This window comes from Streptomyces sp. NPDC017936 (assembly GCF_044328485.1).
In the GTDB taxonomy this organism is placed as follows: Bacteria; Actinomycetota; Actinomycetes; order Streptomycetales; family Streptomycetaceae; genus Streptomyces.
The window spans coordinates 140,077-159,453 of record NZ_JBIRHK010000011.1 but is presented as its reverse complement, the minus strand read 5'-3'; the positions used below and the strand labels follow the sequence as shown (position 1 = coordinate 159,453).

Annotated in this window: 13 protein-coding genes; 5 read left to right on the top strand and 8 right to left on the bottom strand. The window is 73.3% G+C overall.

Annotated features, from left to right (window positions below):
* Nucleotides 1-3: 3 nt before the first annotated feature.
* The 3 genes from ACH4F6_RS23615 (at nt 4) to recQ (ending at nt 5,418) form a co-directional block, all read left to right on the top strand.
* Entirely contained in the window at nt 4-1,575 is a 1,572-nt protein-coding gene (locus ACH4F6_RS23615; RefSeq protein WP_397962273.1) for an NADH-quinone oxidoreductase subunit M, read from the top strand.
* The gene (nuoN, locus tag ACH4F6_RS23610; RefSeq protein WP_397962272.1) at nt 1,572-3,221 is read left to right on the top strand and encodes an NADH-quinone oxidoreductase subunit NuoN; all 1,650 of its coding nucleotides are present in this window, start codon (nt 1,572-1,574) and stop codon (nt 3,219-3,221) included. Before ACH4F6_RS23615 ends, nuoN begins: the two co-directional genes overlap by 4 nt.
* 172 nt (nt 3,222-3,393) lie before the next feature.
* A complete protein-coding gene (gene recQ, locus ACH4F6_RS23605) occupies nt 3,394-5,418 on the top strand; it encodes a DNA helicase RecQ (protein ID WP_397962271.1) in 2,025 nt (674 codons plus the stop codon).
* 72 nt (nt 5,419-5,490) lie between these two features.
* Here recQ and ACH4F6_RS23600 read toward each other — a convergent pair whose 3' ends face one another.
* The 8 genes from ACH4F6_RS23600 to fahA all read right to left on the bottom strand — a co-directional run bounded on the left by ACH4F6_RS23600 (nt 5,491) and on the right by fahA (nt 14,970).
* Nucleotides 5,491-8,313 carry a fumarate reductase/succinate dehydrogenase flavoprotein subunit gene (locus ACH4F6_RS23600; protein WP_397962270.1) on the bottom strand — a complete coding sequence of 941 codons (2,823 nt, stop codon included), beginning with the start codon at nt 8,311-8,313 and terminating at the stop codon, nt 5,491-5,493.
* Nucleotides 8,314-8,324: 11 nt separating this feature from the next.
* Nucleotides 8,325-9,170: an ABC transporter ATP-binding protein gene (locus ACH4F6_RS23595; RefSeq protein ID WP_397962269.1), complete on the bottom strand. Its 846-nt coding sequence runs from the start codon at nt 9,168-9,170 to the stop codon at nt 8,325-8,327.
* Nucleotides 9,154-10,056 (bottom strand): ABC transporter permease, encoded by a 903-nt coding sequence (locus ACH4F6_RS23590; protein ID WP_397962268.1) that lies wholly within the window; start codon nt 10,054-10,056, stop codon nt 9,154-9,156. Before ACH4F6_RS23590 ends, ACH4F6_RS23595 begins: the two co-directional genes overlap by 17 nt.
* Nucleotides 10,053-11,396 carry an ABC transporter substrate-binding protein gene (locus ACH4F6_RS23585; RefSeq protein WP_397962266.1) on the bottom strand — a complete coding sequence of 448 codons (1,344 nt, stop codon included), beginning with the start codon at nt 11,394-11,396 and terminating at the stop codon, nt 10,053-10,055. The genes ACH4F6_RS23590 and ACH4F6_RS23585 overlap by 4 nt, the downstream gene beginning before the upstream one ends.
* Nucleotides 11,397-11,411: 15 nt before the next feature.
* Nucleotides 11,412-11,639 (bottom strand): ferredoxin family protein, encoded by a 228-nt coding sequence (locus tag ACH4F6_RS23580; RefSeq protein ID WP_030790138.1) that lies wholly within the window; start codon nt 11,637-11,639, stop codon nt 11,412-11,414.
* A 93-nt stretch (nt 11,640-11,732) separates the two neighbouring features.
* Complete coding sequence (locus ACH4F6_RS23575; protein WP_397962265.1) at nt 11,733-12,521, bottom strand: GntR family transcriptional regulator; 789 nt, start codon at nt 12,519-12,521, stop codon at nt 11,733-11,735.
* A gap of 134 nt (nt 12,522-12,655) precedes the next feature.
* The gene (locus ACH4F6_RS23570; protein ID WP_397962264.1) at nt 12,656-13,594 is read right to left on the bottom strand and encodes a M56 family metallopeptidase; all 939 of its coding nucleotides are present in this window, start codon (nt 13,592-13,594) and stop codon (nt 12,656-12,658) included.
* A 164-nt stretch (nt 13,595-13,758) separates the two neighbouring features.
* The gene (gene fahA / locus ACH4F6_RS23565; RefSeq protein WP_397962401.1) at nt 13,759-14,970 is read right to left on the bottom strand and encodes a fumarylacetoacetase; all 1,212 of its coding nucleotides are present in this window, start codon (nt 14,968-14,970) and stop codon (nt 13,759-13,761) included.
* Between the two features lie 474 nt (nt 14,971-15,444).
* Between fahA and ACH4F6_RS23560 the strand changes: the two genes are divergently transcribed.
* Both ACH4F6_RS23560 and ACH4F6_RS23555 read left to right on the top strand, forming a co-directional pair.
* The gene (locus ACH4F6_RS23560; protein WP_397962263.1) at nt 15,445-16,683 is read left to right on the top strand and encodes a DegT/DnrJ/EryC1/StrS family aminotransferase; all 1,239 of its coding nucleotides are present in this window, start codon (nt 15,445-15,447) and stop codon (nt 16,681-16,683) included.
* 103 nt (nt 16,684-16,786) lie between these two features.
* Nucleotides 16,787-19,318: a lipopolysaccharide biosynthesis protein gene (locus tag ACH4F6_RS23555; RefSeq protein ID WP_397962262.1), complete on the top strand. Its 2,532-nt coding sequence runs from the start codon at nt 16,787-16,789 to the stop codon at nt 19,316-19,318.
* The last annotated feature ends 59 nt before the right edge of the window (nt 19,319-19,377 follow it).

Below are 19,377 nucleotides of genomic sequence, written 5' to 3'. Positions count from 1 at the left end.
CCGATGTCCTTTCCTCTGCTGACAGCGACGGCGGCGCTCCCCGCGATCGGGGCGGTCGCCACGGCCGCCGTCCCGGCCGCGCGGCGCAACGCCGCCAAATCCGTGGCGCTGCTGTTCTCGCTCGCCACGCTCGTCCTCGCGATCGTCGTCCTGGTCCGCTTCGACCCGGACGGCGCCCGCTACCAGCTCACCGAGTCCCACTCCTGGATCGCGGACTTCGGGGTGCGGTACGAGCTGGGCGTGGACGGCATCGCGGTCGCGCTCATCGCGCTCACGGCGCTGCTGATCCCGTTCATCGTCCTGGCGGGCTGGCACGACGCCGACCCCCTGGAGACGGGCAGCAGGCGGTGGCGGCCGACGCAGGGCTTCTTCGCCCTGATCCTGGCCGTCGAGGCGATGGTGATCCTCTCCTTCGAGGCCACCGACGTCTTCCTCTTCTACATCTTCTTCGAAGCCATGCTGATCCCGATGTACTTCCTCATCGGCGGCTTCGGGGACCGGGCCCACGAACACGGCGAGAAGGCGGCGGCCACCCAGCGGTCGTACGCGGCCGTGAAGTTCCTCCTCTACAACCTGGCCGGCGGTCTGATCATGCTGGCCGCGGTGATCGGCCTGTACGTGGTCGCCGGGAACTTCTCGCTCACGGAGATCGCCGAAGCCCGGGCCAACGGCTCGCTGGACATGGCGACCAGCACCGAACGCTGGCTGTTCCTCGGCTTCTTCTTCGCCTTCGCGGTGAAGGCGCCGCTGTGGCCGCTGCACACCTGGCTGCCCAACGCCATGCAGGAGTCCACCGCCCCGGTGGCCGTGCTCATCACGGCGGTCGTCGACAAGGTCGGCACCTTCGCGATGCTCCGCTTCTGCCTCCAGCTCTTCCCGGAGGCCTCGAAGTGGGCGACGCCCGTCATCCTCGTCCTGGCGCTGATCAGCATCATCTACGGCGCGCTGCTGGCCGTCGGCCAGCGCGACATCAAGCGACTGGTGGCGTACGCGTCGATCTCGCACTTCGGCTTCATCATCCTGGGCATCTTCGCGATGACCAGCCAGGGCCAGTCGGGTGCGACGCTCTACATGGTCAACCACGGGATCTCGACGGCGGCGCTGATGCTGGTCGCCGGCTTCCTGATCTCGCGGCGCGGCTCCCGTCTCATCGCCGACTACGGCGGTGTCCAGAAGGTCGCCCCCGTGCTCGCCGGCACGTTCCTGATCGGCGGCCTGGCCACGCTGTCGCTGCCGGGACTCGCGCCCTTCGTGAGCGAGTTCCTGGTCCTGGTCGGCACCTTCGCGCGGTACCCGGTGATCGGCGTCATCGCCACGTTCGGCATCGTCCTCGCCGCGCTCTACACCCTCGTGCTCTACCAGCGGACGATGACGGGCCCGGTCAAGCCCGAGGTCTCCGCGATGCCGGACCTCCGCGCGCGTGAGCTCGTGGTCGTCGCCCCGCTGATCGTGCTGCTGATCTTCCTGGGCGTCTACCCGAAGCCCGTCACGGACATCGTCGATCCGGCGGTCAAACAGACCCTGTCCGACGTACAGAAGAAGGACCCCCAGCCCGAGGTGGAGGCGGCCAAGTGAGCACAGCAGCCGTCCACAGCCTGTGGACAACCGCGGCCGACCCGATCTCGAAGATCGACGCGCCGAAGATCGAATACGCGCAGCTGTCGCCCACCCTGATCGTCGTGGGAGCGGCGGTCGTCGGGGTGCTGATCGAGGCGTTCGTGCCGCGCAGATCCCGCTACCACGCCCAGCTGTTCGTGTCCGTCGTCGCGTTGGTCGCCGCGTTCGCCGCGGTGGTGGCGCTGGCGGCGGACGGGTACGGCACCACCAAGGCGCGCATCGCGGCGATGGGCGCGATCGCGGTCGACGGACCGGCCCTGTTCCTCCAGGGCACGATCCTGCTGGCCGCCCTGGTCGGCCTGTTCACCTTCGCCGAACGGCGGCTCGACCCGGCGGCGCACGGCAACCGCGTCGACTCCTTCGCCGCGCAGGCCGCGTCCGTACCGGGCAGCGACAGCGAGAAGGCGGCGGTCAGGGCCGGCTTCACGACCACCGAGGTCTTCCCGCTCCTGCTGTTCGCGGTCGCAGGCATGCTCGTCTTCCCGTCGGCCAACGACCTGCTGACCCTGTTCATCGCCCTGGAAGTCTTCTCGCTGCCGCTGTACCTGCTGTGCGCCCTGGCCCGCCGCAAGCGGCTCATGTCGCAGGAGGCCGCGGTCAAGTACTTCCTGCTCGGCGCCTTCGCCTCCGCCTTCACCCTGTTCGGCATCGCCCTGCTCTACGGCTACGCCGGCTCCGTGTCGTACGGGACGATCGCGCAGGTCGTCGACGGCACGGTCACCAACGTGAGCCCGGCGCTCGCGGACACCACGGGCAACGACGCGCTGCTGCTCGTCGGCGCCGCGATGATCGTCATGGGACTGCTGTTCAAGGTGGGCGCGGTGCCGTTCCACATGTGGACGCCGGACGTCTACCAGGGCGCGCCGACGCCGGTCACCGGCTTCATGGCCGCGGCGACCAAGGTGGCCGCCTTCGGCGCGCTGCTGCGGATCCTGTACGTCGTCCTGCCCGGCCTGCGCTGGGACTGGCGGCCGGTCATGTGGGGCGTCGCGATCGTCACCATGCTGGGCGGCGCGATCGTCGCCATCACGCAGACCGACATCAAGCGGCTGCTGGCGTACTCGTCCATCGCGCACGCCGGATTCATCCTCGCGGGTGTCATCGCGACCACGCCGGACGGCGTCTCCTCCGTCCTCTTCTACCTGGGCGCGTACTCGTTCGTGACGATCGGCGCGTTCGCCGTGGTCACGCTGGTGCGGGACGCCGGCGGTGAGGCGACCCACCTGTCCAAGTGGGCCGGTCTGGGCCGGCGTTCACCCCTGGTGGCGGCCGTGTTCGCGGTGTTCCTGCTGGCCTTCGCGGGCATCCCGCTGACCTCCGGGTTCGCCGGGAAGTTCGCCGTGTTCAAGGCGGCGGCGGAGGGCGGCGCGGGTCCGCTGGTCGTGGTCGGTGTGATCTCGTCGGCGATCGCGGCGTTCTTCTACATCCGCGTGATCGTGCTGATGTTCTTCAGCGAGCCGCGGCCCGAGGGCCCGACCGTCGCGGTGCCGTCACCGCTGACGACGACGGCGATCGGCGTGGGCGTGGCGGTCACGCTGGTGCTCGGTGTGGCGCCGCAGTACTTCCTGGACCTGGCGAGCCAGGCGGGAGTGTTCGTGCGCTGACCTGCGGCGCTCGTGCGGTGGGCCCTGGCTCCTCGGGGGAGCTGGGGCCCTCGCCGCGGGAGGGACGTCACGGAGAGTCACCGGATCGGGTCTGTGGACAACTCCGACGGTGTCAGTCCGGGCCCCTATCGTGGGGGCAGTGGTCGTAAGACGACATACGGGGGACCGGACGATGGGCGCGACGGGCGGGAACAGGGAGATGACAGCGATCACCGAGGCACCGGGGCCGATGGAGAGCGAGGCGCTGGCCACGCTGCACCGGGTCTTCGGGTACGAGGCCTTCCGCGGCGAGCAGGAACCGGTCATCGAGCACGTGGTGGCCGGCGGGGACGCCGTGGTCCTCATGCCGACCGGCGGCGGCAAGTCGCTGTGCTACCAGATCCCGGCCCTGGTCAGACCCGGCACGGGCGTCGTCGTCTCCCCGCTGATCGCGCTGATGCAGGACCAGGTGGACGCCCTGCGGGCGCTCGGGGTGCGCGCGGGGTTCATGAACTCCACGCAGGACTTCGACGAGCGGCGGACGGTCGAGGCCGAGTTCCTGGCGGGCGAGCTGGACCTGCTGTACCTGGCCCCGGAGCGGCTGCGCCTGGACTCCACGCTCGACCTGCTCTCGCGCGGCAAGATCGCGGTCTTCGCGATCGACGAGGCGCACTGCGTGTCCCAGTGGGGCCACGACTTCCGCCCGGACTACCTCGCCCTGTCCCTGCTCGGCGAGCGCTGGCCGGACGTCCCGCGGATCGCGCTCACGGCCACCGCCACGCACGCGACGCACCAGGAGATCACCCAGCGGCTGAACATGCCGACGGCCCGGCACTTCGTGGCGAGCTTCGACCGGCCCAACATCCAGTACCGGATCGTGCCGAAGGCCGACCCGAAGAAGCAGCTGCTGAGCTTCCTGCGGGAGGAGCACGCGGGCGACGCCGGCATCGTGTACTGCCTCTCGCGCAACTCCGTGGAGAAGACGGCCGAGTTCCTCTCCCGCAACGGCATCGAGGCGGTGCCGTACCACGCGGGCCTGGACGCGGGCACGCGCGCCGCGCACCAGTCACGGTTCCTGCGGGAAGAGGGCCTGGTCGTGGTCGCGACCATCGCCTTCGGCATGGGCATCGACAAGCCGGACGTGCGGTTCGTCGCCCACCTCGACCTGCCCAAGTCGGTCGAGGGCTACTACCAGGAAACCGGTCGCGCGGGGCGGGACGGCCTGCCGTCGACGGCCTGGATGGCCTACGGCCTCAACGACGTCATACAGCAGCGCAAGCTGATCCAGTCCGGGGAGGGCGACGAGGCGTTCCGGCGGCGGGCCGCGGCACACCTGGACTCGATGCTCGCGCTGTGCGAGACGGCCCGCTGCCGCAGGGGCCAACTGCTCGCCTACTTCGGTCAGGACCCGGACCCGTCCGGCTGCGGCAACTGCGACACCTGCCTCACCCCGCCGGAGACCTGGGACGGCACGATCGCGGCGCAGAAGGTGCTGTCGACGGTGGTGCGGCTGCAACGGGAGCGGGGGCAGAAGTTCGGCGCGGTGCAGATCGTCGACATCCTGCTGGGCAAGCGCACGGCCAAGGTCATCCAGTTCGACCACGACCAGCTGTCCGTGTTCGGCATCGGTGAGGAGCTCACCGAAGGCGAGTGGCGCGGTGTCGTACGCCAGTTGCTCGCGCAGGGCCTGCTGGCGGTCGAGGGGGACTACGGCACCCTGGTGCTGACGGAGGCCAGCGGCGCGGTGCTGCGGCGCGAGCGGGAGGTGCCGCTGCGCAAGGAGCCCAAGAAGCCGGCGGCCGCGAAGCCGGGCTCCTCGTCCTCGTCCGGCCGCGCGGACCGCAAGGCCAAGGCGGCCGCGGCCGAACTGCCCGAGCACCTGCTCCCCGCCTTCGAGGCGCTGCGTGCCTGGCGTGCCGAACAGGCCCGCGAACAGGGCGTCCCGGCGTACGTCATCTTCCACGACGCCACGCTGAGGGAGATCGCCACGGCGTGGCCGACGTCGGTGCGGCAGCTCGGCGGTGTCAGCGGGGTCGGCGAGAAGAAGCTCGCGACGTACGGCGAGGGCGTGATCGCGGTGCTGGCCGGACTGGGCGGGGCGCCCGGCCCGGCACCGGCGGCCGGCGGGCAACCGGGCGCCGGGGGAGCCGGGCAGGACGCCGACGAGGACCACTGGCCCGAGACGGAGCCGGAGCCGGAGCCGGACGACTGGATGTGAGGGCCGTGACGCGGGTGGAGACAGGGGAGGTGATCGGGCCGCCGGCCCGGTGGCTCGTGGTCCTCGGCGCCCTCACAACGCCCGGGCCGCGTACGCCCTGACGTCCGCGTCCGCGTCCGACGTGGCCGTCGCGAGGGCCGCTCGGGCGTCCTCCGTGCGGCGGTGCCGGGTCAGGGACAGGACGGCGGCCTTGCGCACGTCGGCGTTCGGGTCGGCGAGGGCCTTGGCGAGGGCGGGCACCGCCACCTCGGGCACGGCCGCGGACAGGGCCGTCGCGGCGCCGGACCTCACCTGCCACGCCGGGTCGGCCAGGGCCGCCACGGCCCGGGCGGTGAGCGGGGCCGGGCAGCCGGTGCTGCCCAGCGCGGCGTAGGCGGCGCCCCGGACCAGGGCGTCGTCGTCCTCGGTGAGCCGGTCCAGGGTGCCGGTGACGGGGCCGGGGGAGTCCGGAGCGCTCACCTCGGGCGCGCCGGTGGGTCCGGCCGCGGGGGCGGTCGGGGTGGGTGGTCCGCCGACCCCCGCCAGTGCCTTGGCCACCGTGACGCGGACCTCCCGGGAGGGGTCGTCCGCGGCCAGGACCAGAGGGGCGACCGCGTCCACCGAGACCAGGGCGCGCACGGCCTCGATGCGGACGGCGACGTCCGGGTCGTCCAGGGAGCGGACGAACAGGGCGGCGTCGCCCAGCCGCAGCGCGCGCAGCACGTCGAGGGCGGCGGCGCGGACGACGGGGTCGGACTCGGCGAGCGCGCCGGTGAGGGCGTCACGCAGGGCCGGCTCGGGCGGGAGCGTCTCGACCAGCTCGCGCAGCGAGGCGGCCGCGGCGGCGCGGACCTCGCCGTCGGTGTCGCTCAGGGCCCCGGCCAGCGCCTGTCCGGTGCCGGGCGGCACGGTCTCGGTGAGGACCGAGACGGCCGTCCGGCGCACGGCGGGGTCACGGTCGGTCAGGTAGGGCTCCAGGGCGGTCAGCTCGGGCTCCTCCTCGGCCAGCGCCAGCAGGCCGAGGAGCCGCGGGGAGGCCGCCCCCGCCGGGCCGTCGCGGTCCACGGACTCGGCGGTCCGGGCGGACGTCGGCCCCCCGGCCACCGGGGCCACGTCCCGGGAGCCGGCCGTGGCCACCTGCTCGGCGTGGACCTCGCCGAGTCGACGGGACGGGCCGCCGACCGGGGCGAACCCGTCGACCGGAACCAGATAGGGAGCCACGGGACGGGCCGTGAACTCCATCGCACCGGAGGGGGACTTGTGCAGATCGAGGTGGTGGAACCAGGACGCGTCGTCGCGATGCGGATGGTCGAGACGGTCGTGGTAGAGGCCCCAGCGGGACTCCGTGCGGGCCAGCGAGGCACGCGCGGCCATCTCCGCGCAGTCGCGGATGAAGGTGACCTCGGCGCAGCGCATCAGCTCGTGCGGGGTGCGGGCGCCCATCGCGGCGATGTCGTCGTGCATCCGCTGGAACGCCTCCAGCGCCAGGGAGAGACGGGCGCCGGACTTCGGCGGGGCCACGTAGTCGTTCACGAAGCGGCGCAGCTTGTACTCGACCTGGGCCTGCGGCGGGCCGTCCGGGTGGCGCAGCGGACGGTAGATCAGTTCGTGCGCCTCGTGGAGCTGGTCGGCCGGCAACTCGCCCTCGTAGGCGCGGTACCGGGAGGCGTCCGCTCCCGCCAGGTCCCCGAACACGAAGGCGCCGATCATGTAGTTGTGCGGCACGCAGGCCAGGTCGCCGGCGGCGTACAGGCGGGGGACGGTCGTACGGGCGTGGTCGTCGACGCGGACGCCGGAGGCGGAGTGACCGCCGCACAGGCCGATCTCGGAGATGTGCATCTCGACGTCGTGCGTGCGGTAGTCGTGGCCCCGGCCCGAGTGGAAGGTGCCGCGCGTCGGGCGCTCGGTGGAGTGCAGGATCGACTCCAGCGCGGAGATCGACTCCTCGGGCAGGTGGCTCAGCTTCAGGTACACCGGGCCGCGGTCCGAGGCGACCTCCGCCGCGAACTCGGCCATCATCTGGCCCGACCAGTAGTCGGAGTCGACGAAGCGTTCACCGTGCCGGTTGACCTGGTAGCCGCCGAAGGGGTTGGCGACGTAGGCGCAGGCGGGACCGTTGTAGTCCTTGATCAGCGGGTTGATCTGGAAGCACTCGATGCCGGTGAGCTCGGCGCCCGCGTGGTAGGCCATGGCGTAGCCGTCGCCCGCGTTGGTCGGGTTCTCGTACGTGCCGTACAGGTAGCCGGAGGCGGGCAGGCCCAGGCGGCCGCAGGCGCCGGTCGCGAGGATCACCGCGCCCGCGCGGACGGTGACGAACCGGCCCGTGCGGGTGTTGAAGCCCGCCGCTCCCACGGCCCGCCGGTCCTCGCCCTCGCCCGTCGTCAGCACGCGCACCGGCATCACCCGGTTCTCGATGCGGATCCGCTCCCGCATCTCGCGCCGCCGCAGCTGCCGGTACAGCACCTTCTTGACGTCCTTGCCCTCCGGCATCGGCAGCACGTAGGAGCCGGAGCGGTGGACCTGGCGGACCGCGTACTCGCCGTGCTCGTCCTTCTCGAACTTCACGCCGTAGGACTCCAGGCGCTGCACCATCGCGAAGCCGCGGGTCGCGGTCTGGCGGACGGTGGACTGGTCGACGATGCCGTCGTTGGCGCGGGTGATCTCGGCGACGTAGTCGTCGGGCTCGGCGCGGCCCGGGACGACCGCGTTGTTGACGCCGTCCATGCCCATCGCGAGCGCACCGGAGTGACGGACGTGGGCCTTCTCCAGCAGCAGGACGTCCGCTCCGTGCTCGGCGGCGGTCAGGGCGGCCATCGTGCCGGCGGTGCCACCGCCGATGACCAGGACGTCGCAGACCAGTTCCTCGGCGTCGGTGAGCGCGGGGATCTGCAGGGGGGTGTTCACGGGGGTGGCCACCAAGGTGCCTTTCACGTGCCGAGGGAGGTGAGGACGTCGCGGCGCAGGGCCACGCGGGCCGGGTCGTCGTGGGCGGCGCGGTCGCGCGGACGGGGGACGTCCCGGACCGCGAGGAGGCCGCCCCCGCCGAGCAGGGCCACCCGGTCGCCGAGGAAGAGGGCCTCGTCGACGTCGTGGGTGACGAAGACGACGGTCGCGCCCGTGCCCCGCAGGACCTCCACCAGCAGGTCCTGCATGCCGGCGCGGGTCTGTGCGTCGAGCGCGCCGAACGGCTCGTCCATCAGGACGGCGCGTGGCCGGGCGGCCAGGGCGCGGGCCAGCTGGGTGCGCTGGCGCTGGCCCCCGGAGACGCGGTGCGGCAACTGCCGGGCCAGGCCGGCGAGTCCGACGCGGTCGAGCCAGGACTCGGCCTGGGCCCTGCGCTGCGCGCGCGGCACCCGCTGGACGGCGAGGGGCAGTTCGACGTTGGCGCGCAGGGTGCGCCAGGGCAGGAGCGCGTCCTCCTGGAAGACCAGCGAGCGGTCCGCGGCCGGGCCGTCGATCCGGTGGCCGTCCTGCTCCACGGTTCCGGCCAGGGCGGGCAGCAGACCGGCCAGCGTGCGCAGCAGGGTCGACTTGCCGCAGCCCGAGGGGCCGACGACGGTGAGGATCTCGCCCGGGGCGACGTCGAGATCGACATCGGCCAGGGCGGGGGCGTCCGGGCGGCCGAGCGTGGCCGCGCGGAAGGTCAGCCGGGTGCCGCGGACCGGCGGGGGCGCGGTCCCCGCGGGACCGCTCGACGGCGGACGGGTCTCGGCCACGTCGGCCACGGCCCCGCCGGCGGTGCGGCGCCCGGACGTCTCAGACGAGGTGCTCATCGCGTGCCTCCTCGGCCTCGGATGCGGATCCCCTGCGGACGGCGGGCGTGGCGGACGGCACCGGCGAGACGGCCCGAACGGCCCTCGGCCGGGCTCCCGGGACGTACGACGTCCGGGGGAGCCAGCGGGTCAGGCGACGGCCCAGGAGTTCCACGGCCGTGGAGGTGAGCCAGCCGAGCACGCCGATGGTGACCATGCCGACGAAGACGCCCGGGTAGTCGACGATCGTGTAGTCCTGCCAGGTGCGGTAGCCGACGCCGTACTGGCCGGAGATCATCTCGGCGGAGATCACGCAGATCCACGACACGCCGATGCCGACCGACAGGCCGCCGAAGATCCCGGGCAGCGCGCCGGGCAGGAGGACCGAGCGGAGAACACGCCACCGGCCGCCGCCCAGGGTGAGGACCGCCTCCTCCCAGACGGGGGAGAGGGCGCGGACCGCGTGCCGGGTGGAGACCAGGACGGGGAAGAAGGCGGCGGTGAAGGTGATGAAGACGATGCCCTGCTCGTTGGACGGGAAGAGCAGGATCGCGACGGGCACCAGGGCGATCGCCGGGATCGGACGGACCACTTCCAGCAGCGGGCCGAGCAGGTCCTCCGCGAGCCGCGAGCGCGCCACGAGCACGCCCGTCGCCACGCCGAGGACGGCGGCCAGCAGGAAACCGGTGAGGATACGGGTGAGGCTGTCGGTGAGGTCCGTCCAGTAGTCGCCGCCGGTGAGCCGTTCGCCGAAGGCGCGGGCCACGTCGGTGACCGTGGGGAACTGCGAGAAACGCAGCCAGAGGTCGATGTCCAGGCCGGTCAGCAGCTGCCACAGGCCGAGGGCGGCGGCGACCGACAGCAGCCGCAGGGCGTAGCGGCCGAGGCGCGGGGCCGGCCGGGTCACGCGGCACGCTCCAGGGCCTCGGCGTACGTGATGACGCGGGCGCCGCCGTGGGCGTCGGCGTAGGCCTGCGCGGTCGCCGGTGTGACGAAGGGCAGCAGCGACGTGCCGTCGGCCACCCACACCGCCTTGTCGGCGAACCAGAGGGTGCCGGTGGTGGCGTCGGGGACGTAGGCGGCGCGGAGCGTGTCGCGGTGTGCGGCCACGTAGGTCAGGAGTTCCCCGGGCGACGCGAAGGTGCGGGTCCGGGCGGCGCCCTTCGGCCACGCCTCGCTCGCCGCCGGCGGGGGCGTGGCGGAGAGCAGCTCGGCGTACGAGGGACCGAGGGCCTTCTTGACGTACTGGTCGTCGACGAAGGAGTCCACGTCGACGTCCCCGGTCAGCTTCGCCGCCTTCAGGATCGACACGTCGTCCTTGAGGGCGGAGACGAGCTGCGGCTTGACGGACGGATCGAAGGTGGAGATGCCGTGGGCGCCGTTGTAGAGGTAGACGACCTCGGCGGGCAGACCGGTGGCCTCCGCGACCTTCTCGGCGGCGGCGACGGGGTGCTCGTCGAGGTAGGCGGTGGCTTCGGCCTGCGCCTTCAGGAACGCCTCCAGGACGGCCGGACGCTTCTTCGCGAAGTCCTCCCGGGCGGTGACGCCGTGGAAGGTGGGGAGGTCCAGCTGGGCGCCGTCGTACAGGGCCTTCGCCTTGCCCTGGTAGGCGAGCAGGCCGGGCCAGGCGACGAACTGCGAGAGCGCGTCGGCGCTGCCCGCGGAGAGGGCGGAGGCGCCCACCGCCGGCTGCTGGTTGAGTTTCTCGACGCCCTGGTCGGGGTCGATGCCGGCGCGCTGCAGGGCGCGCACGAGGGTGCCGTCGGCGGCCGAGCCGACGCTCGTGGAGACCTTCTTGCCCTTGAGGTCCGTCAGGGAGGTGAGTTCGGAGTCGGGTGCGGTGACGATGGTGTTGAGGCCGCCGCGGAGGTTGTAGCCGGTGACCGAGACCAGGTGGGTGGGGCGGCCGAGCTGCTTGCCGCGGGCCGCGTTGATGAGCAGGGGGAAGTCGCCCATCGAGCCGATGTCGATCTTGCCCGCGGTCATCTGGGCGGTGATGGGGGCGCCGGTGGCGAAGTCCTGCCAGTCGACCTTGTAGGTGGTGCCGTCGCCGAGGGCGTCGAGCTGTTTCTCGAAGGAGCCGAGGGAGCGCAGCAGGGTGCCGGCGGTGACCGTGTTGATCGTCTTGGACTGGTAGCCGACGGTGACGGTGACGGTGGAGCCGTCACCGGCCTCGGCGCTGCCGCCGCAGGCGGCGAGCGGCAGGAGGAGGACGACGGCGGTGGCGGCGACTGCGATGCGTTTCATGGGAGTTCGGACCTTTCACCGGAGCAGGTAGGGCATGTTGACCGTGACGGCTCCGGTGGGACAGCGGGCCGCGCACGGGCCGCAGTACCAGCACTCGTCGACGTGCATGTACGCCTTGCCGTTGCTCTCGTCGATGGCGAGGGAGTCCAGCGGGCACATGTCCACGCAGAGGGTGCAGCCGTCGATGCACTTCGACTCGTCGATGGTCACGGGCACGTCGGCCCGCTGGGGCACCAAGGGCATGGCTGTCTCCAGAGGATTTCCGCGCAGCAGTGAACCGAAGAGGGTCTGCCGAACGATGAAGAGGTGAGAGGGGGAGGAGCGGAGAGGAGGTGGTCAGACGGAGCGGTGCAGCAGTCCGCTCATGGAGATGCGGTCGCCGCGGAAGCGGATGAACTCCAGGTCGACCGGGCGTCCGTCGGCGAGGTGCGTGAGCCGTTCGAGCATCAGGACGGCTGCGCCGCGCGGAGCCTCCAGTACGGCCGCGGAGTTGGCGTCCGCGTTCACCGCCTCCAGGGTGATCTCGGCGTGGCCGAGGCGCTGGCCGGTGATGGCCTCCAGGAGGCGGAAGACGTCGGTGTTCTCCAGGTCGGCGCCGAGCAGGGCGGTGCCGATGTCGAGCGGGATGTAGGTCAGGTCGAGGGAGAGGGGCAGGCCGTTCAGGCGGCGCAGGCGTTCGATGTAGAGGACGTCGGTGCCGGAGGCGACCCGGAGCCGGTCGGCGACGGGCGCGGGTGCGGGGACGGGGCCCATCGTGCGGACCTCGTTGGTGACGCGGCCGTGTTCGCGCAGGGTTTCCGCGAGGCCCATCAGACGGTCGAGACCGTGCGGGTACTTCTGAGCGACGACGACCGTGCCGACGCCGGGGAGGCGTTCGACGAGGCCTTCGGCGCGCAGGAGGTCGAGGGCCTGGCGCACGGTGTTGCGGGAGGCCCCGTACTCGGTGGCGAGGGTCGACTCGTGCGGGAGCGTGCCCGCCGGGAAGCCGCCGGTCAGCAGTTGGCGGCGGAGCAGGTCGGCGAGCTGCCGCGCCTGGTCGGCACGCAGCCGACGCCGGGCGCGGTGGGCGGCGACGGTCGTCGCGCCTTGGCCGGCGTGGTCTCGGATGCGGTCGGTGGGCGGCATGATCGGACCATACCTATCCGATGGGGAAAGTGGTGTTGCGGAAGTGTTGCGCCAGTCTTCGGAGCGTCAGACAGGGACCTGAGCTGGGGTTCCATCGGAAAGGGGGACGAGATCCGCCACTGCCGCTCCGGGCTTCACGTCAGTGCGGTGAGCCCCGGGGCGAAGGTGATCAGCAGCGGCAGCAGCGGGATCAACGCCGCCACCGTCGTCGTCAGCGCGCGGTGCCGGCGGAGCAGCCGTGGGGGCGGCTGGAGGAGGCGGTCCACGCGTTCGCCCAGCAGCCGGCGGCTGGACGCGCAGGACAGGACGCCGCGGTGCTGGTTCAGCTCGATCAGGGCGAGGGCCGTGGTCAGGTGCCCGCAGCGGCGGGACGCGGTGTCGTCGGCGGCGAGTTCGACCAGCCGGTGGGTCTGGTCGCAGAAGTGGGCGAACAGCGGGACCCGGGGGAAGCCGGTCGCCAGGGCCGTCGACAGGTGCAGCAGCCAGTCGTGGTGGGCGCGGGCGTGACCGCGTTCATGGGTGAGGACCGCGTCGAGCTGATGGGAGGTGAGGCGGTGCAGGGCACCGGTGGTCACGACGAGTTGGGGAGGGTTGCCGGGCATCCACCAGGCGTCCGGGTACTCGTCCTCCAGGACGAGCAGCGGGCCCCGGGCCGAGGGTAGGCCCTCGGGAAGGTCGGGGGCGCGTTCCCGCAGGTGCGCGCGGGCCGTGCTGCGGCGCCGGCGCGCCTCGACCAGTTCGCGGGCGAGCATCGCGGTGGTCCAGGCGGCGCCGCAGGCCAGCAGCAGGGTGAGGGCGGTCGCCCACACCGGGGCGGTGGAGAGGTCGTACGCCTCGGTCACGACCGGCGGGGCGGGGGCGAAGACCTGCGCGCGGACGGTGTGGAAGACGGCGGCGGCACTCAGGGCGAGGCCGGTCAGGCAGCACAGCAGGACCGTGGCGACCAGGCACTGCCACACCCACAGCGCGACCACCGGCTCCCGCTCGGGCCACTGGGCCCGGGTCAGCGCACGCGGGGCCGGGACGGCGGCCGCCAGTGCGACGACGCTCAGCAGGAGCAGGCAGTACGTCATGCCACGGGCTCCGGATCCTGGTCGGCGGGGACGGGGTGGAGAGGACGGGGCGGAGAGGAGGACGGAACGGCCGGCCCGGCCGGCCGTGCTCCGGGTGCGGGCGTGCGGCGGGCCCGGTGCGCGGACCGTGCCCGCCGCCAGTATGACGGCGGGAACCGCCGGAGTCAGCCCGCGAGAACCCGCCCGCTCACCTCGCCCAGACCCACGCGCGAGCCGTCCGGCCCCGGGGCCCAGGCCGACAGGGTCACCACGTCCCCGTCCTCGAGGTACGTGCGCTTGCCGTCGGGGAGTTCCAGGGGGTCGCGGCCGTTCCAGGTCAGCTCGAGGAGGCAGCCGCGCTGGTGCTCGGCCGGGCCGCTCACCGTGCCCGATCCGTACAGGTCACCGGTGCGCAGGGAGGCGCCGTTGACCGTCATGTGGGCGAGCTGCTGGGCGGCGGTCCAGTACATGGTGGAGAAAGGGGGTTCGGAGACGACGTGACCGTTGACGGCGACGGAGATGCGCAGGTCGTAGCCGGCGGGTTCGCCGGACGTGTCGTCCAGGTAGGGCAGCAGGGGGTGGGTGCGCTCCGGGGGTGAGACCCGGGCGGCGTCCAGCGCCTCCAGCGGGGTGATCCACGCGGAGACCGACGTGGCGAAGGACTTGGCGAGGAACGGACCGAGGGGCACGTACTCCCAGGCCTGGATGTCGCGCGCCGACCAGTCGTTGAGCAGGCACAGGCCGAAGACGTGCTCGCGGAAGCCGGACAGCGGGACCGGCCGGCCCTGCTGTGACGGCGTGCCCACCACGAAGCCGACCTCGGCCTCGATGTCGAGCCGGGCGGACGGGCCGAAGACGGGAGCGGGGGCGGTGGGCGCCTTGCGCTGGCCCGACGGGCGGACGATGTCCGTGCCGGAGACCACCACCGTGCCGGCGCGGCCGTGGTAGCCGATGGGCAGGTGCTTCCAGTTGGGCAGGAGGGTGTCCGCGGCGTCCGGACGGAAGATCGCACCGGCGTTCCGGGCGTGGTGCTCGGAGGCGTAGAAGTCGACGTAGTCGGCGACCTCGAAGGGCAGGTGCAGGGCCACCGAGGAGAGGGGGTGCAGGAGCGGGGCGAGGGTCTCGCGGAGCGAGGGGTCCGTGACCCACTCCGTCAGGGAGCCGCGTACCTCGGACCAGGTCGTGCGCCCCGCCGCCAGCAGGGGGTTGAGGGTCGGTCGGGTGAGCAGGCCGGCGTGCGGTGAGCCGAGGGCCCGGGCCGCCGCGCCCGCGTCCAGGACGTGGTCGCCGAGCCGGACGCCGACGGTCCGCTGCCCGGAGTCGCGGAGGGAGAAGACGCCGTACGGAAGGTTGTGCGGTCCGAAGGGGTCGCCCTCGGGGAGGTCGAAGGGGGACAAGGGGGGCATCGGGTGCTGCCTCGCTTTCCTGCTCGCCGTGTGTGCGCCGCGTGTGCGCCGCTCATGTGCCCTGGGTGCACAGGTGTTCGTCACGGCCGGGTGCTCGCCGTGTGCGGGTGCTCCGCGGGTGTGCCGCGGGTGTGCCGCGGCGGCTCCGCCGGTGGGCCGAGTCGCCGCACACGTTACGGCTGACCTCGCACGAGGGACACCGCGACGACACGGAAGCGACACGGGAGGCGAGGGGACGGGGCCGGCCGGGTCGCAGCGCTGCGTTTCCACGCGTGTACGGGCGGTCGTCGACGGGGTGGACCGCATTCTTGACGGAGCGGTGCGAACAGGGAGACTCTGGGCGGGTGCCGGAAGGCCTCGGGGAGGGGGCCTTCCCCTGGCACACCTGGGGGGCGGATGGCCATAGGGGAGGCCGGCCTCGGGTCGGCGCGGCGTGGTGCACGGCCAAAGCGGCTGGAAGAGACCATGCGCGGCAGACTCGGCCGGGAATGCGTGTACGTGCCGTCGTGCCGGTTCGGGCTGTACGTGGCCCTGCGCCACTGGTGCCCGCCCGGAGGACGGGTGTTGATGTCGCCGGTCAACGACGACGTGATCTTCTTCGTGGTGCTCGCCGCCGGCCTCAGACCGGTGCAGGCGCCGTTGAACCCGCTGGACGCGTCGATCGACGTCGGCTCGGTGCCCGACGAGGTGTGGGAATCGCTGTCCGGGGTCCTCACGACGAACCTGTACGGGAATCCGGACGACGCCCCGCGGCTGCGGGAGAAGTGCGACGCCCTGGGGATCCCGCTGTTCGAGGACGGGGCGCACGCCATCGGCAGCGAGGTGGGCGGCCGGCCGGTCGGGGCGTGGGGGGACGCCTCCGTGTTCAGCCTGTCCAAGCACGTCGGGGCCAAGGCGGGGGGCTTCCTGTCCTGCGCCGACCCGGGCCTGCGCGAGGCACTGGAGAAGACCTGCGAGGACCTGCTGCTGCCGGGACGGCTCGGCGCCGAACTCGCCTTCACGGTACGGCCGTACGCGGAGGCGGCGGTGCGGGGGCTGCGGCTGCGGCGGGCCGCGTGGGCCACGATGCGGCTGCTCGGGCTGACGGAGCGCGAGGGGATCAGGATGCCGCTGCGGGCGGAGGACCTGGCGCGGGCGGTCGACGCGGCTCCGGACCTCACCGCGCACGACTCCTGGGTCCGGGTCGACATGCACGACTACCGGCTGCGTTCCGGACCGCTGCGCCTGGGCCGCGTCGGGCGCGGACTCGACCGGCTGGACGAAGTGCTGGACGCCTGCCGGGCGGGCACGGAGCTGCTGCTGTCGACGCCGTGGGCGAGACCGGCCGGACGGGGCGGGCCGAGCGCGGGACGGGACGGGGCGGGCGCGGGACGGGACGGGGCGGGCGACGGCGCCGCGTCCGGTTCGGCGCCCGCCGCCCCGCCCCTCTTCCGGGTCCCCCTGTTCGTCGCCGACCGGGACGCCGCGAGGGCGGCGCTCGCGCGGCGGGGGATCGTCGTGGGGTACCTGTACGACCCGCCCCTGGACGACTACGCGGGGGCGGACTTCACGGACCCCTCGCCCGATCCGGCCGGGGCCCGCTGGTTCGCACGGCATGCGCTGCCCGTGGACCCGCTGCGGGCACGGCGGGTCGTCGAGGCGCTCCAGGAGTCCGGCGCGCGGCCGGCCGAGGCGCCGGGAGGGCTGGAGCCGACGCGTGGCTGACACACGGGCCGGGACGCAGTCCGGGACACACACCGGGACGAGGGACGGGACGGAGGCCGGGAGCCGGAGCGGGTCACCGGGCGGCGGACCGGCGGGGGTCCGGGTGCACGAGCCACCGCCCGCCGGTCCGGCCGCCCGCGCCGGCCGGGGCGCCGCCGGGGGCGCACCGGCCGCGTCCGGGCCGGACGGCCACGACCACGACCACGACCACGGTTCCGAATCCCTGTTCAAGAACGCCTACTTCCTCATGCTCAGCACCGGTGTCTCCGCCGTGCTCGGCCTGGGGTTCTGGCTGGTGGCCGCCCGCTACTACGCCGAGGAGGCCGTCGGGCAGGGCTCCGCCGCGATCGCCGCGATGCGTCTGCTCGCCAGCATCACGGCGACGACGATGATCGGCGCCGTCGTCCGCTTCGTGCCGCGCGCGGGGCGGGCGACGGGCTCCCTGGTCCGGCGGGCGTACGCGGCGAGTTCGGTGGTCGTGGCCGTCGCCGCGTGCGTCTTCCTGCTGACGCTCGACCTGTGGGGCGCGTCCTACGCCCCGCTCGGCACGCCGGTCGCCGGGGCGGCGTTCGTCGTCGCGTGCGTGGCCTGGGCGCTGCTCACGCTCCAGGACGGGGTGCTGACCGGGCTGCGCAGGTCGGGCTGGGTGCCGGTCGGCAACGCGGTGTTCTCGGTCGGCAAGCTGATCCTGCTCGTCGTGTGCGCGGGCGCGCTGCCGGTGCTCGGCATCTTCGTGTCCTGGGCCGTCGCCATCGCCTTCTCGACGCTGCCGCTGGGCTGGCTGATCTTCCGCAGGCTCATCCCGCGCCAGGCCGTGGCCGACCGCCACCTGGAGCCGCCCCGGCTGAAGGAGATGGGCCGCTTCCTGGCCGGCGACTCACTGGGCGCCCTGTTCAGCCTGGCGATGATCAACCTGCTGCCGGTGATGGTCGCCGTCCGCTTCAGCGCCGCCGAGAACGGCTACTTCTACGTGGCGTACACCGTCGGCGGCACGATGGAGTTCATGGCCATCAACATGGCCTCCTCGCTCACCGCGCACGCCTCGCACGACCCGCGCCACCTGGCCGACGGCGTGCGCGGTGCGCTGCGCCGCATGACCCTGCTGCTGGTGCCGGTCGTGCTGGTGCTGGTGGTCTGCGCCCCGCAGATCCTGCTGCCGTTCAGCCCGGACTACGCCGAGCACGGCACCACCGTGCTGCGGCTGCTCGCCGCGGGGGCGCTGCCGCGGGTCGTGGTGGAGCTCTACATCGGGGTGCTGCGCGTGCAGGGCCGTACCGGCGTGCTCGCCGTGCTCCAGGGCGCCATGTGCACGCTGGTGCTGGGCAGTGCGGCCGTGCTGTTCACCCCCGCGGGCATCGCGGGCGCGGGCTGGGCGGTGCTGCTGAGCATGACGCTGGTCGCCGTCGTCTCGGTGGCCGGTCTGAAGGCGGCCCTGCGCGATCCGGTCACCGTGCCCGCCGTACCCCCCGCGTCCCCCGCCGACCGGGCCACGCCCGTCCCGGCACCGGCCGACGCGGTCGCCGGGGACGGCGTCCGCCGGGCCCGGCTCAACGCCACCGCCGGCTACGGCACGAGCTGGGCGCGCCGCGCGGCGTACGAGCGCGGGGCCTTCGACGAGGACACCGTCGCGTTGTTCATAGGGCGTCCCGGCTACGAGCGCGAGGCCCTGGAGGCGGACACGCTCGCCGTGATCGTCCGGTCCCGCAAGGAGACCGGACCCGTGGAGGACGCCGAGGGGCCGCACGCTCCGGAACCGGACCACGAGGGGAACGGCATCTGGTCCGAGCGCGGCCAGCGGTGGCTGCGCGCGGGGCTGTGGAGCCTGCTCGGCGTGGCCGCCGCCGTCTTCTGGGCGGCGCTGCGGAACCTGCCGTGGCTCGGCGGGCACGTCGACGCCTCCCTCGCCGGGCCGCTGAGCGGGGCCGGGATGCTCGGCCGGCTGCCGGTCCCGGCCGTCGTCGCCGGGCTGTCGCTGCTGGTGCTGTTCGTCGCCGGGGTGACGCTGGACCTGCGGCGCGGCACCTGGCTTCCCGGCACCGCACTGGGCGTGGCCGCCCTCGCCCTCCATTCCGTCCCCGTCGCCCTCGGCCGGGAACCCGGGGCGCTGGGCGGGAGGTTCTACCGGGAAACGGCCGTGTTCTTCGCGCAGACCCTGGGTCTGCCCGGTCCGGACCCGCTGCTGCGCTGGGTGCCGATCGTCTGCCTGCTGCTGTGCCCGGTACCGCTGTGGCTGCTGCTCGACCGTGTGGGCGACCGCTTCGGCGACCGTCTGGGCGGGCGGCTGCCGTGGGCGGCGCACTGGGGGGTCGTCTGTCTCGCCGCCGTGGGGGGCTGGGCGGGGAGAGCGGCGCTCGCGCCCCTGGCACCGCCCCTGCTCGCCCTGCTGTTCCTGCTCGTCCTGCTCCTGTCGCTCCACCGCGCCGAACCGCGGCCGGAGCCCGGGCACCGCCCCTCCGTAGCGGAGCGCGCGGAGCCCGCGGAGCCGGCGCACCGCCCCCCGGCGGCGGAGCGCGCGCACCGCCCGCCGGCCCCGGGACCCGCGCCCGGTCCGCGCTCCTCGTCCGCGCACACCCGCCCCGCCCACCGCGACCACCACCCGTCCACCGACCGAAGCCGAGACCCGTCCAGCGACTGATCACGCTCAGAGCCGAACGCCAGGGGGGAACCGTCGTGCGACCGCCGACCACTCCACGG